General features: G+C 49.2%; 10 protein-coding genes. 4 read left to right on the top strand and 6 right to left on the bottom strand.

What is annotated here, in order from left to right:
- Position 1 precedes the first annotated feature (1 nt).
- Genes nqrE through H164_RS0103430 form a run of 5 tightly spaced genes read right to left on the bottom strand, consistent with a single transcriptional unit; the run spans position 2 to position 4,536 of the window.
- Positions 2-628 carry an NADH:ubiquinone reductase (Na(+)-transporting) subunit E gene (nqrE, locus tag H164_RS0103450; RefSeq protein ID WP_019967327.1) on the bottom strand — a complete coding sequence of 209 codons (627 nt, stop codon included), beginning with the start codon at positions 626-628 and terminating at the stop codon, positions 2-4.
- Positions 629-644: 16 nt separating this feature from the next.
- Positions 645-1,268, bottom strand: a complete 624-nt coding sequence (locus H164_RS0103445; protein WP_004374977.1) for an NADH:ubiquinone reductase (Na(+)-transporting) subunit D — start codon at positions 1,266-1,268, stop codon at positions 645-647.
- A 21-nt stretch (positions 1,269-1,289) separates the two neighbouring features.
- Entirely contained in the window at positions 1,290-1,991 is a 702-nt protein-coding gene (gene nqrC / locus H164_RS0103440) for an NADH:ubiquinone reductase (Na(+)-transporting) subunit C (RefSeq protein WP_019967326.1), read from the bottom strand.
- Positions 1,992-2,005: 14 nt separating this feature from the next.
- The gene (locus tag H164_RS0103435; RefSeq protein ID WP_019967325.1) at positions 2,006-3,166 is read right to left on the bottom strand and encodes an NADH:ubiquinone reductase (Na(+)-transporting) subunit B; all 1,161 of its coding nucleotides are present in this window, start codon (positions 3,164-3,166) and stop codon (positions 2,006-2,008) included.
- 20 nt (positions 3,167-3,186) lie between these two features.
- Entirely contained in the window at positions 3,187-4,536 is a 1,350-nt protein-coding gene (locus tag H164_RS0103430) for a Na(+)-translocating NADH-quinone reductase subunit A (protein WP_019967324.1), read from the bottom strand.
- A 556-nt stretch (positions 4,537-5,092) separates the two neighbouring features.
- Here H164_RS0103430 and H164_RS0103410 point away from each other — a divergent pair.
- The 4 genes from H164_RS0103410 (at position 5,093) to H164_RS0103395 (ending at position 12,949) form a co-directional block, all read left to right on the top strand.
- Entirely contained in the window at positions 5,093-9,670 is a 4,578-nt protein-coding gene (locus H164_RS0103410) for a translocation/assembly module TamB domain-containing protein (protein WP_019967320.1), read from the top strand.
- Between the two features lie 362 nt (positions 9,671-10,032).
- The gene (locus H164_RS15845; RefSeq protein ID WP_019967319.1) at positions 10,033-10,452 is read left to right on the top strand and encodes a hypothetical protein; all 420 of its coding nucleotides are present in this window, start codon (positions 10,033-10,035) and stop codon (positions 10,450-10,452) included.
- Between the two features lie 66 nt (positions 10,453-10,518).
- Positions 10,519-12,240 (top strand): hypothetical protein, encoded by a 1,722-nt coding sequence (locus H164_RS0103400; RefSeq protein ID WP_025830435.1) that lies wholly within the window; start codon positions 10,519-10,521, stop codon positions 12,238-12,240.
- Positions 12,241-12,508: 268 nt separating this feature from the next.
- Entirely contained in the window at positions 12,509-12,949 is a 441-nt protein-coding gene (locus H164_RS0103395) for an HU family DNA-binding protein (protein WP_019967317.1), read from the top strand.
- Positions 12,950-13,394: 445 nt separating this feature from the next.
- Here the strand turns inward: H164_RS0103395 and ppdK are convergent, their stop codons facing one another.
- Positions 13,395-16,112: a pyruvate, phosphate dikinase gene (gene ppdK, locus H164_RS0103390; RefSeq protein ID WP_019967316.1), complete on the bottom strand. Its 2,718-nt coding sequence runs from the start codon at positions 16,110-16,112 to the stop codon at positions 13,395-13,397.
- Positions 16,113-16,275: the final 163 nt, after the last annotated feature.

Raw genomic sequence — 16,275 nt, 5'->3', positions numbered from 1 at the left:
ATTATATTTTAAGTCCGCTGAACACCATCATGGCCATTGCCATGAGTCCAACGGTGATAAACGTGATGCCAAGCCCTTGCAGTGGCTTTGGAATATCACTATACTGCATCTTTTCACGAATGGCACCCATGAGCACAATAGCTAATGTCCAGCCGAGTCCGGAACCGATAGCGTAGACGACAGCATCAGCCACATTGCCGATATACTGCGTGTTGCTTGGATCAAGATTGATGCGCTGCTGCATGAAGAGAGAGGCTCCCATGATAGCACAGTTGACGGCAATCAAAGGCAAGAAAATACCTAAAGCTGAATAAAGTGACGGCGAATACTTTTCAACTGTCATCTCTACCAACTGCGTAATGCCGGCAATAACAGCAATGAAGAGAATGAAACTCAAATAGGAAAGGTCGACTCCTTCAATCAAACAGTTGGGCCCAAGCACCTTGGTTTGGAGCAGATAATCAACCGGAACCGTTACGAACAGCACAAAGGTTACAGCCATACCAAGCCCGAAGGAAGTCTTTACATTCTTGCTTACGGCAAGGAATGAACACATGCCGAGGAAGAAAGCAAAGATCATGTTGTCGACAAATATCGAACGGAAAAACAATGAAATGATATGTTCCATCTTATTTCTACTTTATTTATTTCTCTTTATAAAAATAGGCACGATGTACCCAAATGACACAACCTACAAGAATTAAGGCCATGGCCGGCATCGTCATCATACCATTATTCATATAACCTGCATCGTAGACTGACTGCGGTATCAATTGGAAACCAAGCAAACTGCCACGTCCCAACAATTCACGGAAAGCACCTACAATAACTAAAATCAACGCATACCCTAAACCATTACCTACTCCATCAAGGAAACTTGGCCAAGGTTTATTCATCATTGCAAAAGCCTCAAGACGCCCCATGAGGATACAGTTGGTGATAATCAGCCCGACATAGACCGACAACTGCACGCTGACATCATAAGCTACAGCCTTCAATATCTGACTGACAATAGTTACCAAAGCAGCAACGACCACCAATTGAACAATGATACGGATGCGCATTGGAATGGTTTTGCGGATAGAAGCAATGATAACATTAGAGAAAGCCGTAATGATTGTAACGGCAAGTCCCATGACAATAGCTGGCTTCAGCTGTGAAGTGACAGCCAATGCACTGCAGATACCAAGCACTTGAACTAAGATTGGGTTATCAAGGTTCAGCGGATTGATAAATGCTTCTTTATTTTGTTTACTGAATAAACTCATCTTCTGCTGTTATTATAAGGGTTATTTATCATTCAAGAATGTCAGATACTTGCCCAAAGCTTCATGCAACATGTCACGCACACCATTACTGGTCAGTGTAGCACCTGTTACGGCGTCAACCTGTGTTGCAGGGTCGGTGACATTCTTTTCAACTCCAAGTGCAATAGTTTTATCGTCACCTGACGTAAAAACTTTCTTGCCCTGGAACTTTTCCTGCCAAGCAACATTGTCCTTAATTTCTGCACCTAAGCCTGCAGTCTCACTTTCATGATTGAAATAGGCACCGTAGACCGTAGCCTTATCTTCATTTAAAGCGATATACCCACTGATAGGCCCCCAGAGTCCCATACCATAAACAGGGATTACATATTTGCGAGAACCGTTGACTTTGCAGATATATAAAGCCAACTTACCTGCCTTATAATCCTTGCTTTCAAGCTTGAAACCGGCTTTTTCACCGCCTTGCGTTCCAGCCTCAACAATCTTCCCTTTTTCATCAATCACTTCATCGGCAATGACCACTTCCTTGTATTTGGCATCGGCTTCTTCATTGCTAAGGTCACGAATGTTGAGTGAATTCAGTATCTGCTTCTTCTTATCAAGTGCCACATTGGCATCCTGCATTGGTTTCAAAGCCTGAAATACGAAAGCCAAAAGGAAAGCAACAATGACTACGATAACGGCAGAATAGATAATCGTATATGAATTTGAATTTGTCTTCATAATCAATCTCTTATTTATTTTTCATTCGTTACACGTTTTGCACGACGAGAGATGTTGCACTGAACAACGCAATAGTCGATGAGTGGAGCAATCATGTTGCCGAAGAAAATCGCTAACATCATGCCCTCGGGGAAACCTGGATTCATCACACGAACTATCACTGCAAGTGCACCAATGAAGAAACCATAGTAGTATTTTCCCGTCTCTGTACGAGCAGAAGTAACAGGATCAGTAGCCATGAACACGGCACCAAAGCAGAAACCACCCAACACAATATGCTCATACCATTGTATAGGAGTCATGCCCAAAGCATGGAACAACACTGCCATCACAATACCACCGGCAAATACTGAGCCCATGGTTTTCCAGCTGGCAATGCCTGTCCATAACAAAATAACAGCTCCGATGGCAATAGCAATAACGCTGGTTTCGCCTATTGAACCTGGTATAAAGCCAATAATCATATCAGCCAATGATGTATCAGGCATACTACCTGTTGCCAATTGGCCAAGCGGGGTAGCTGCGGTAAAGGTATCAGGAAGCGTATTGCCCAAGCCAAAAATAGAGTTGGTAGCTACCCAAACGCGGTCACCTGTCATTGCACTTGAATAAGAGAAGAACAAGAACATACGGGCAGCAACTGCCACATTGAAGATGTTCATACCTGTTCCACCGAAGATTTCCTTTACGAAAACCACTGAAAAAGCACACGCTAAGGCCAACATCCACAAAGGACAGCTGACAGGAACTATCATCGGAATGATAATACCAGAGACCAAATAGCCTTCTTGGATCTCTTCTCCTTTCCATTGTGCCCATGCAAATTCAATGCCTAAGCCGACAACATAGCTGACAATCAGCTTGGGGAGAACGGCCAAAAAGCCAAACATGAACATGTTCCAGAAAGACGCTTCTGCCAATTTTCCTGCTGCAGCAAAGTTCTGATAGCCTATATTATACATTCCAAAGAGCAAAGCTGGAAGCAAAGCTATCACAACAAAGCTCATGATACGCTTCGAATCAATCGCATCATGGATATTGGTTCCACTCACTGATGTGGTATTAGGCACATACAGAAATGTCTCCAAACCGTCAAACACACTACGGAAAGCATGGAGTTTACCACCCTTTTCAAATGTAGGTTTGATGTTATCAAGATATTTTCTTAGACTCATAATTCTTTTATCCTTAAATATTAAGCATTCTCTTTACGAAGCATATCAAGACCATTACGTACTATCTTTTGCAATTCCAACTTGGAAGAGTCAACGAATTCAGCTACAGCAAAGTCTTCCGGGCTTACTTCATAAATACCCAATTGCTCCATCTTGTCGATATCTTCTGCAATGATGGCCTTGATAAGATACTCTCCATAGATATCCATAGGAAGCACTTTATCGTACTCTCCGCTCATGATCATGTGGCGCTCGCCACCTTTGACACGGGCATCGAGGTCGTATTCCTTTTTTCTCAAGAGCCAAGAAAAATAGCTGCGTGACGTGGAATACTGATTGACGCGCGGCAATATCCACCCCAACAGTTCGTTGTTGTCGTCGCCTTCGGGAATAGCCGTTACTTCGGAAGTGTGCGCACCGACATAGTCTTCGAGCGTAGACTTGCGCCCCGTCAGTGGATTGCCATTGATGATGCGCACGTGCTCCGTAGCTTTCAGCCGACCTTCAAGTACGGCTCCCAGCGACGTTCCTACCAACGTCTCTACGTAGGAAGGCGTTTTCACCTCACTGCCTGCAACGGCAATGACACGGCGAAGGTCAACCTTTCCCGTATTGAACAGACGGCCGATGAAGATAACGGCCGCCGGGTCTACCGTCCAAACCACTTCCCCTTTGTTGACAGGAGAAACGTGGTTCACCTGCACGCCGACGTTTCCTGCCGGGCATTTGCCGTCGAAAACGTTGATTTCGACATCCTTTGCATCGACAAGCGCAGATGCCGTTTGCCGCACGCCGACTCCCAGATACGTCTTTTGTATCTTCGACAGAGCCGTCAGTCCAGTCTGAAAATCCTTCTCATAGCCTTTCAACTCCACTTCAAAGTCCGAGGCCAAAGGCATGTCACGGAAAGCAGAGACGAAGATGGCTTTCGGCGTGGTGTCGGGCGTCGTAGCCACGGCGTAAGGCAACTGCTGGATATACCCGAACAAGCCCGCTTCGAGCAGGGCCTGCTTCACGGCCTCGCCGTCGAGCGAAGCAACATCTTTCGGGCCGAACGCCACGTATTGCTGAACCTCGTCGGCCTTCACCTTAACGCATAGAACCTTGCGCCGGTCGCCTCTCACTATCGCCTCTACCGTTCCGCTCACCGGAGAGGCGAACTTCACCTCCGGGTGTTTCTTGTCCACGAACAAGGCGTCGCCGGCCCTGACGCTGTCGCCCTCGCGCACGACCACCTTGGGGACAACTCCTCCGAAACTTTCCGGCACCAGTGCACAATCGGCACTCTTCACCGGTTCTACGGTTCCTTTGTCGGCGCGTCCCCGCAGGTTGATGTCCAAGCCTTTGCGTAATTTAATAACATTTGCCATAACTACATTTATCTATTGAATAATTCTTTTCGCTTAAAAAACCGTCTGAATGACCGCTGCAAAATTAGGGAAAAATAAGCATAAAAGAAAGAAAAAAAGGCAATATATTCCCATAGAAGTCAAAAATGCCGTGTATTCCTGCCACAAAACTACCGTCGCCGTCAAAAGACGACCCCGCCGCCTTATCATACCTTGCGGAAGGAGAAAAAGTTCCATACGGTTGAAACTTTAGTTTCATACGGTTGAAACTGTAGTTTCATATGGATGAAAATTTCACGGCATACGGAAAGAAATTTTTCAGCATACAGGAGGAAGAAAATTTCCTTGCGGGAAGAAATAAATTTTCTCCCGTATGAAAATAAATTTCTTTGCGGGAGAAAATAAATTTATATACGGGAAGAAATTTTCGGGCATACGGGAGAAAATAAATTTTCTTGCGGGAGGAAATTCCACGGCTCACAATATTCGTTAATTGTAATGCGGTTTACAATTAATTTAATGCGGTTTACAATCGATTGGCCACCGCAGTCCAACTTTATCGGCCCCGCATATCGAGATGAATCCTCGTGTATATCGTGCATTTTCCCCGTTATGCTTCGCCGGGCGTGGTTCCAACTTTTTTCGGGCAACCGGCCCGGATTTCAAGATTTTTTGTGTAAGTTTGCAACGCAATTTCATTAGAGAGGATAAACTGAACAGACTCAAACATATTATTAACGCCGCTGTATGGACCTTGGCAGGACTGTATTTTGCGCTCGTCGTATTGCTGCACATTCCGGCAATCAAAGGCTTCGTGGGGCGAGAGGCCGGACGTGCACTGGAGGAGAAGTTGGGGACGAAGGTCTCTGTCGGCAAGGTTGATCTGGGCTTTCTGAACCGTCTGGTGATTGACGATGTGGTGGTTTGCGACCGGCAGGGGCGGCAGTTGCTGACCTCTTCGCGTGTGTCGGTGAAGGTAGACGTCTTTTCCCTGTTCGAGGGGCGCGTCGCCATCTCATCGGCCCAACTGTTCGGCGCGTCGGTCAATGCCTATCGTCCCACGGCCTCGGCCGAGCCTAACTATCAGTTCGTGCTCGACTCGCTGGCCTCGAAAGACAAGCGCGCTGGGGGAGGGCTTGATTTGAGCATCGGGTCGCTCATCGTCCGCAACGGCCGGCTGAAATACAACCAGTTGGATGCTGCTGCCAAGGGTGCGCGGCAGTTGGATTTGAATCATCTGAACGTGTCGGATATCAGTGCGCATGTCATTCTCAACGCATTGACCGACGACAGTGTCAATATCGTCGTAAAAAAACTTGCTTTCAAAGAGGCGAGCGGGCCGGAGCTTCGTTCGTTGTCTGCAAGGTTCACGGCCAACAAACGGCGGGCGGTGTTGGCTTATCTCAATGTCAAGATGCCCGGCACAAGCATTTGCATCAAAGACGGGACAGCCGATTATTCTTTTGAAGACGGTCGGTTGCAACTTCCTTCTCTCCGTTACAGAGCAACGCTGGACCGGTCTGTGGTGCGGCCATCGGACGTATCGTTCCTGCTTCCCGAACTCAAATCGTTCAAACGTAAGATAGACGTTTCTGCGTCGCTTGGCGGCACAAGCAGTTCCGTCAGGGTATATTCGTTGCAGGTGAGCGGGCGGAGCATCTATCTTTCAGCTAAAGGCTCCGTGAGCAATTGGCAGGACAAGATGCGCTGGGCGGCAGATATCAACAGCCTCAGCATGCGGGGCGACGGCATTAAGTTCATCAGCGAGAATTTAGGCAAGCGCGTCAATATTCCTTTGGAAGTCACGCGGCTGGGCAACCTGAAGTTCAAGGGAAGCGCGGGCGGCTATGGGAAGGACGTTGCTATGACGGGCGTGCTGCGGACGGATGCCGGAAACGCACGGCTGTCTGTGGGATTGAACGGGAAGCGCTTCAACGGGCGTATCGAAACGGAGGGGATAGCACTGGGCAAAATCATCGCTGACGACCGGCTGGGAACGATGGCCGCAAAGCTTTCAGTAAATGGCCATGTGCAAGAGCAGCTCTTGGAGGTCAAGGCGCAGGGAACGGTCCGTCATATCGATTACAACCGCTACACCTATCGCAATATCGACCTTGATGCCGTCATACGAAAGCGTAACCGGCAGTTGAGTTTCAATGGGAAGTTCGGTATAGACGACGCCAACGGTAAGCTGCAAATCAACGGAAGTTTCAGTAATATGGGGCGTGTGCCCGAAGCAAACATCACGGCCCGTATTTCTCATTTCAATCCGCAGGCTTTGAAACTGACGAGTCTGTATCCCTCGACGAGCTTCGGCATGGAAGTTGCGGCCAATATCCGCGGAAAAGACTTGAACACGGCGAACGGTACGATAACGATAAAAGACTTTGAGATGCAGGCGCCTCACAGCAGTTATCGTATGGACAATCTGCAGTTGGAGGCTGTGCAGAGTGGGGCTCAGCACACGGTCACCTTGCAGAGCGACTTCGCCCGATTGCAGCTTATCGGGCATTGCAATTATGCAGCTTTGCCCAATAGTATTATTAACATCGTGGCTGGCAGTCTTCCGACGCTTCCCGGATTGCCGCGCGTAAAGCAAGTCGGTGGGAATAACTTCGTGCTTCATGCTAATATCAGTAAAAGCGATTGGCTGCAAAAGCTTTTCGGCATAGATATCCATTTGGAACGACCTGTAAGCTTGTCGGCTGCTGTCAACGACCATCGGCGACAAATGAGTCTGACGGCTCAACTCCCCGCATTCACTTATGCCGGTAACCGTTTCGAGCACGGTTACGTAAAGATAATTTCGCCTTCGGATACGCTAAAGGCAAACGTTCATGTCAGGAGATTGAGCGAAGACGGGCAGGGCATGTATTGGAACATTCAAGCCAAGGCTGCCGATAATAAGTTGAACTCTGTGCTGACATGGAAGAACCTGAAAGGAAAGAATATATCGGGGTCGTTGCACACAGAGACCGATTTCTTCAACATACAGGGCAAGGCTGCGGCTCATGTCAATGTGCATACGTCCAAGGTGCTTGTCGATGGCACCACATGGGTCGTGCAACCCGGCGACATCGTCTATCATGCCAAGCATCTTACTATTGACCACTTTGCCGTGACGCATGGCAATCAACATATTATTATAGCAGGCTTGGCTACTCCTAATCCCAAAGACTCTGTCGTCGCCGAGCTCAAGAATGTGGACATTGCGTATATTCTCAATCTCGTGAACTTCCATGCGGTGGAGTTCAGCGGTAAGGCAAGTGGAAAGGCTTATATTGCCTCGGCTTTCAATAAGCCCTCTGCTTCTGCCAGACTGCAAATCGATGATTTCCGATTTGAAGACGGTCGTATGGGAACGCTGTATGCCGATTCACGGTGGAATGAAAAGGAAGGACAGATAGATATAGACGCCATCGCCAAGGATACGGTTCTCAATCGTATGGGAGAACGATATGTGCCATTGGAGACGAGTATCCAAGGCTACGTTTCTCCCCGCAAGAACAATATCGAATTGAACATTAAGGCCAACGGCACGCGGATAGAGTTCCTCAAAAGTTTTTGTGGCAGCTTCATCGATCGTGTAGATGCGTTTGCCAATGGCAATGTCCAAGTTGCGGGACCGTTGGACAAGATTAATCTCACAGGGGAACTCATTGTCAATGGCAGCTTGCATCTAAGTGCACTCAACACGTCATACACGCTAAAGCATGCCAAGGTGCGTGCTATCCCCAATGAAATTCGTTTCCTTAACGACACCATCTATGACCGTGACGGGCATCAGGGCATTCTAAGCGGTGCGCTGTATCATCAACACCTGACCAAGATGAGCTATGATATCAATGTCGATGCCCGGAATCTGCTCTCCTATGATACGCACGCTTTCGGCGACAACACGTTTTATGGTACGGCCTATGCCACCGGTAAATGCAATATACGCGGGAAGAGCGGAGAGGTTGTCATCGATGTGAATGCCACTGCCGAGCGTGGCAGTCAAATCGTATATAACGTGGCAAGCCCAGCGTCTGTCTCTAAGCAGGAGTTCATTCATTGGAGCGACCGAGACGATTTGCACGTACAAGCATCTCCATCGCAAGAGCAAAAGACAGAAGATGCAGTCCATGATATACCGACCGACATACATATCAATTTCCTGATGAATGTGTCGCCCGAGGCTACACTCAAATTGCTCATGGACCCCGTCAGCGGAGACTATATTGCCCTCAACGGCAGTGGTGGGTTACGTGCCACCTATTATAATAAAGGTAACTTCGACCTCTACGGCAACTATCTGATAGACCATGGCATCTATAAGCTGACAATCCAGAATGCCATCAAGAAAGACTTCCAATTCATGCCGGGCGGTACCATCAGCTTTGGTGGCGACCCTTATGCTGCGGCCCTCAACCTCAAGGCACAATATACCGTGCAGGGTGTCAGTCTCTCCGACTTGAATATCGGCCGAAGTTTCTCCAACAGCAATATCCGCGTGAATTGCCTGATGAACATCACAGGAACGCCGGCTTCACCCAAGGTAGACTTCAGTCTCGATATGCCGACGCTCAACAACGATGCCAAGCAAATGGTTCTAAGCCTCATCAACAGCGAAGAGGAAATGAACCAACAAGTGCTCTATTTGCTTGCCATAGGCAGGTTCTACACGCAAGGCAGCAACAATGCTGCCACGGAGACGGGGCAGAGTCAAACCAGTCTGGCCATGCAGAGCCTACTCAGTGGAACGGTCAGCCAGCAAATCAACAATGTGTTGAGTAGTGTTGTCAATAACACGAATTGGAACTTCGGGGCCAACATCTCTACGGGTGACGAGGGGTGGAATAACGCAGAGTATGAGGGCATACTGAGCGGCCGACTGCTCAACAACCGACTGCTCTTCAACGGACAGTTCGGCTATCGCGACAATGCCAATGCTACGACGAGCTTCATCGGCGACTTCGACCTGCGCTATCTGTTGTTCCCTAACGGCAATTTTGCCGTGCGCATGTACAATCAGACCAACGACCGATATTTCACCCGCAACAGTCTTAACACGCAAGGAATAGGGCTTATTCTGAAGAAAGACTTCAACAGCTTCAGCGACCTCTTCAGACGGAGCAAGAAGACTGTTCAGGCGAAGCCCGACGAAGTCAAGTAATGGCAGACCATGAAAATTTCTCCGGCTTTTCTTTCTTGTTTACAAATTAATTGCTTACCTTTGCACGCGATGAATAAAAACAACTCGACATATCATCACAGTGCGTGCCCGATGCAAAGAAACTTTGATTTCTCTGCATCTTTTAACGCTTATTATTTGGCAGTTCCAAATAATTTGCTAACACACACACACACACACACACACACACACACACACACACACACACACACACACACACACAGGCGCATCTAGCGTTTAAACGTCTTCACGTACGCGCGCGCGAAGCGTGCGTAACACTAATAAACAAAGGGCCTTTCGGAGTTCCCTTTGTTCGGATATTCGTGTCCCTTTATGAGCAAAAAATGAACGAAATAAGGGAGCAAAATGTAGGGACGCACGGCTCGTGCGTCCGCCCACCACAGTTAACAAGTTGGCAGTTAACAAGCCATTGGAGCGGACGCACGAGCCGTGCGTCCCTACATGCGCCAGGCATGCAACGAGACAAAGAAAACAAAGCAAAAGAATATTTACCCTATAAATTAGAGATTATGAACAAAGAACAGAAAGAAAGACTACATTACATTGCCCCTCGGTGCACAGTCATACCGATGCAGGAAGACTATCTCCTGCAGGCCGTCAGTGGTCAGCACAAGCACATCGGACAAGGTGGAACGTTTGGCAATGCCAAGCAGTATAGTGATGAAGAATGGGAGGAGACCTCCCCCAACCCCTCCGAAGGAGGGGAGAACACCCTGCCAAGCTATAATGTGTGGGAAGAGTAATACCCACCCCGGTCCTCCCAAAGGGAGGGAGAATAAACTTGTAGAATAATTAAAAGGAAAGAGCAAATGAAAGTAAAGACAATAATAAAGACTGGCCAACTATTCATGATGGCGGTATTGCTTGCAGCTTGTACCAATGAAGAAATTGCACAGGACAAAAAGAAAGAGAACGGAACGGAAGCACCGAAAGGCGGCGTAGTCTTCGCGACCAATGACACAAAGATTTCGGCAAAGCGCCGCTTCATAGATGAAGACGAGTTTGCCGGCGCGAAGACACGCACGAACATCAAACACACACCCGGTAACGGAGCCGACGCCTATTGGACAAGCAGCGACAATATCTGGGTGAAAGACAAGAATGGGAATTGGCAACAGAGTATAGGTATAGAACTCCACGATGGCGGCGCCAGCGCAGAGTTCACCCTGCCAGGCAGTAAGTCCGACTATGCTGACGGCTGCGAAGTGCGCTATACGGGAATTTCCGGTTTTTTGCCTTCGGTTGGTAAACACATGCTTGTATCGATAGCAACTAACCAGAGCCGCTTCTCGGCCAACGACTTCAGCCGTGCTGGCGATTGGGGCGACTGCGGTTCGGGCGTAGCACACAACACGGGCAATCCCGACAAATTCAACTTTACATTGTCGCACAAGTCCTCCTATCTCTGTTTTCTGCCCCGTTGCGGAAATGCTGCTTTGGCCCCCAATGTGCAGCTGAAGAATATCAAAATCACGGTCCTCAATGGTGGGCATATTTCTGGTTTGTTCATTTTTGATGGAGAGAATATTGGCACAGGCACTCCCCCTGTCTACAACAACATCGAAGTTACCCTCCAAAACTTCCCTCTCTCTACCACCGCCAACCAGACGGCCAATGCTACCTACCTTGCCATTCCCCCCGGCACCTACGATTTTTTGATCGACTACACGATAAGGGACTGGGCGAACAATGTGGAAGGCCCCGTCGTGCAGACACTCACAAATGTCACCTTGAACAAGGGTGAAATCAATGACGTTATTTACGACATCACGCCACAGACGCCTGTTCCTGTCCCTGTCGTTGGGAGCTACTACATGTGGGATGCCGTAAATCCCTTCTGGTATGGCTACGAGAGCTTTGCACCAACAGTTAACGGTGGTCAAGGGCAGCATTATCCTGACAAGGACTACAATCCGGGAGAGCTGAATAATCGCTGGTTTCACGAGGGTAGCGGGGTTATCACAGCCAGTCAGTCGTGCGCCATCTGCCCCAATGTCAACGAGCTGTGCTGGTATGTCACGCTGGGCGATCCTCATTGGCAGAGCAATATAGCCGTCAGCAACGGGCACTTGGTTGCTAATGGTGGTGTGTGGTTGAAAAAGAAGGCCGCCATTATCCGCGACAACAGTGGCAGTGGTCAGGCTTTCTCTGCTGCGAATGGTGGTACAGCGCGCTTCTCGAATAGATTCCCGAGCAATTATCAGGCTAATACTTCTCCCGGCACCGACACAGATTGGCGTATCACTCCCGGCTCTTCGTTTCCCGGGGGCTACATTCCCATTATCAGCAGTTCCAGCGCGCTTTCCACCCCAGGTGACTACTTCTTCCTACCCACGACAGGCAGCTACGGCGGGAACATACTAGTCTCTTTAGGAGTGCTGGGTCAATATTGGTCGTCGAATGCCCATCCGCAGCAACCTGTAGCTGCGTACATCCTGTATTTTTCCAGGTTTGGCGGCGCCGGCACCCCGAGCATGTACGTGGGTCGCAGTAGCCGTAGGCTTGGTCTTGTAGTGCGGGCGTTCGAGTGAGACTGTGGCCCGAATGCAATCCACATTTCCGCCCGTTTGGAAAAAGATAGGGATGTAATGGGAAAAAGATCTAGATCTTTTTGAAAAAACATCCTGATCTTTTTGAAAAAACATCCTGATCTTTTTGGAAAAACATCTAGATCTTTTTTAAAAAACATCTAGATGTTTCCCAAAAAGGGGCGGGAAGGGCCGGAAGCGACAAGAGGAAATGAGAGATTTATCATCATAACAATCAATTTTTTAACCGCATTAAAAGAAAGGAATAACTATGGCAAATCGTCCATTGCAGTTTGTCTTGAGACTGCGCAAACTGAAAGTGAAAGGCAAGGAAAACAGAGTTGACATGCAAGTGGCCGTTCCCACGGGGCGCAAGCGAGTTGACTTCCGCTCGTTTTGCAAGGCGGTGTCGAACAACACCACGTTCTCGCCCGAGGAGGTGCACGCCGTGCTGAACATGAGTATTGCCACGGCACGCAACTTCGTGGCCAACGGCGACACGGTGGAGTTCGGCGACATGGGAACGCTGCTGCCTTCGTTCAAGAGTAAGGCGGTGCCCAAGGACGAGAAGTTCAATGCTGTCAAGCACATCGTGAAGCCCGTTGTCCACCTTATGCCCTCGAAGAAGTATTTCGAGCTGAACGACGCGAGCTTCGAACAGGTGGAAGACAAGAAGAAAGGCAAAGGAGGGATAGGGCAGCACGGGAATTGAGAGCCCTCAAACCCACCCCCGGCCCCTCCCGAAGGGAGGGGAGGAGAGCCTCCCCCCAACCTCCTCCAAAGGAGGGGGAGCTGCGAGCTTGCGAGGAATTAGTTTGCACGCTGTTTGTGCTCCCCTCCTTCGGAGGGGTTGGGGGAGGTTTCAAGGGGAGGGCGCACGACTTACCTGTATTTAGTCAAAATCAAAATTCACCTTATGATTAACTCGCTTGTCTGTGTGTCCTCCCCGTTTTAATACACACCCGGAAAGCCTCACCCAAAAGCCCACCCCCATCCCCTCCCAAGGGAGGGGAGAAGAGAGCTTGCGGGCTAATGATGGATAATGCATGATAAACAAAATAGACCTTGTGAACTAAAGTGTTCGCAAGGTCTATTTGCATTTCACTCCCCTCCCTCTTCGGGGAGGGGCCGGGGGAGAGGCTTTCGGAGGGAGGCTCTTATTCTATTGCTGCCTGTGCTGCTGCCAATCGGGCGATGGGTACGCGGAACGGTGAGCAGCTCACATAGTCGAGACCGACGCGATGACAGAATTTGACGGACGAAGGCTCGCCACCATGTTCGCCGCAAATGCCACACTTCAGGTCCGGACGGGTGAAGCGTCCTTTCTCTACGGCCATTTCGACAAGTTGCCCTACGCCTGTCTGGTCTAAGACTTGGAATGGATCGACTTTGAGTATCTTCTTCTCAAGATATACGGGCAGAAAACTTGCAATGTCGTCGCGGCTGTATCCGAACGTCATCTGCGTGAGGTCGTTCGTCCCGAAGCTGAAGTATTCGGCTTCCTTGGCGATGTAGTCGGCTGTCAAGGCGGCACGTGGGACTTCAATCATCGTTCCGACCTTGAACGAAATCTCGACACCTTCTTTCTCGAAAAGGGCTTTTGCCGTTGAGCGAATGACATCTTTCTGCATATCGAACTCGTTGACGATGCCGATAAGTGGCACCATGATTTCGGGCTGTGGCCGGTAGCCTTCTTTCTTCAGCTCGATGGCTGCGCCGAGAATGGCACGCGTCTGCATGGCCGTTATTTCAGGATAGGTGTTGCCCAAGCGGCAGCCGCGATGACCGAGCATCGGATTGTGTTCGCTTAGGGAGTTCACTCTGTGCTGGATTTCCTCGACGGAAAGTCCCATTTCCTCAGCCATGACTTTCTGCCCGGCAAGGTCGTGGGGAACGAACTCGTGTAGGGGTGGGTCGAGCAGTCGGATATTGACAGGGTAGCCGTCCATCGCTTTCAAGATGCCGTAGAAGTCTTGCTTCTGATAGGGCAACAGCTTCTCGAGTGCTTTCTCGCGCCCTTCTTTGGAGTCGGAAAGTATCATTTCGCGCATGGCCTTTATCTTTTCATTTTCAAAGAACATGTGTTCTGTGCGGCACAGACCGATGCCCACCGCGCCGAAATTGCGTGCCACTTCTGCATCATGGGGCGTATCAGCATTTGTACGGACAACGAGCTTCGTATATTTCTGGCATAACTCCATTAACTGTGCGAAGTCTCCCGTGACTTCGGCTGGTTTGGTCTTGACTTCACCGAGATAGACTTCGCCCGTGGAGCCATTGATGGAAATGTAGTCACCTTCGTGAATGAGTTTGCCATCGATTTCGACCGTGCGTCCCTTGTAGTCCACATTAATGGCACCGGCACCGCTGACACAACACTTTCCCATACCGCGGGCTACGACTGCGGCGTGGCTGGTCATGCCGCCACGTGCGGTCAGTATGCCTTCGGCTGCACTCATACCGGCAAGGTCTTCAGGACTCGTCTCGATGCGAACCATAATGACCTGATGTCCCTCTTCGTGCCATCTCTCTGCGTCGTCGGCAAAGAAAACGACTTGACCGCAGGCTGCACCCGGACTTGCAGGGAGGCCTCGCGTTAGCACCTTGGCATTGAGTTGGGCTTCCTTATCGAATACGGGGTGAAGCAGCTCGTCCAACTTGTTAGGCTCACAACGTAGGAGTGCCGTTTTCTCGTCGATTTCGCCTTCACGCAACAAATCCATGGCTATTTTTACCATGGCAGTGCCGGTGCGCTTACCATTGCGTGTCTGAAGGAACCATAGGTGTCCTTCCTGCACCGTGAACTCCATATCCTGCATGTCATGGTAGTGTGCTTCCAACTTCTGCTGAATATCGTTCAATTGTGCATAAATCTCGGGCATGGCTTCCTCCATCGACGGATACTTTGAAGCACGGACGCTCTCGTCGATGCATTGTTGTTCGGCCCAACACAAAGAACCTTTCTTGGTAATCTGCTGTGGGGTGCGAATTCCTGCAACAACGTCCTCGCCTTGTGCATTGACCAAATATTCTCCATTAAAACAATTCTCGCCTGTGGCCGCGTCTCTGCTGAAGCAAACGCCGGTAGCCGATGTATTTCCCATGTTGCCAAAAACCATGGCCATAACATTGACTGCGGTTCCCCATTCAGCAGGAATTCCCTCCATCTTGCGATAAAGAATGGCGCGTTCGTTCATCCAAGAATCAAATACGGCACAGATGGCACCCCACAACTGTTCCATCGGGTCTGTGGGGAAGTCATTGCCCGTCTGCTGCTTGATGGCTGCCTTGAAAGCCCTTACCAATTGCTTCAGTTCGTCGACGTTCATTTCGTTGTCAAGCGTAATTCCACGCTGCCGCTTCACGTCCATGATGATGGCCTCGAAGGGGTCGATATCCTCTTTGTTGACTGGTTTCATGCCGAGGACGACATCTCCGTACATCTGTACGAAGCGACGATAACTGTCGTATGCAAAGCGTTCATTACCGGTCTTGCGGGCCAAACCTTCTACCACCTCGTCATTAAGACCAAGGTTTAAGATGGTATCCATCATGCCTGGCATACTCGCACGTGCACCGGAGCGCACACTGACGAGCAGTGGGTTGTCAACATCGCCAAACTTCGACTTCATCAAGGTCTCAATATGCTTGACCGAAGTTTCGACTTCTTGCTTTAACAGGTTGACAACTTCCTGCTTGCCTTTCTCGAAGTATTCGTTACAGACGTCTGTCGTGATTGTAAATCCGGGAGGCACGGGAACGCCAATCAAATTCATTTCGGCAAGGTTTGCTCCTTTTCCACCAAGCAGATTTCTCATATCTGCTCCACCTTCGGCCTTACCGTTTCCGAAAGTATAAACTCTTTTCTCACTCATAGTTGAATAGGTGTCTGATAGTTTTATTTCGTTAAATTTATTTTTTGTATCGCAAATATAGTATAAATAAATTAAGTTACCAAACTTTTAGTTTCTTTTTTGTAAACCGCACCTTACATTTCACCATATAGGCAGGCATGAGTGAATTAAATGGCAGTTCCGC

It is taken from the genome of Segatella maculosa DSM 19339 = JCM 15638 (genome assembly GCF_000382385.1).
GTDB lineage: Bacteria > Bacteroidota > Bacteroidia > Bacteroidales > Bacteroidaceae > Prevotella > Prevotella maculosa.
The sequence above is the reverse complement of the archived record's forward strand: the minus strand, read 5'-3'. Positions and strand labels throughout refer to the sequence as shown.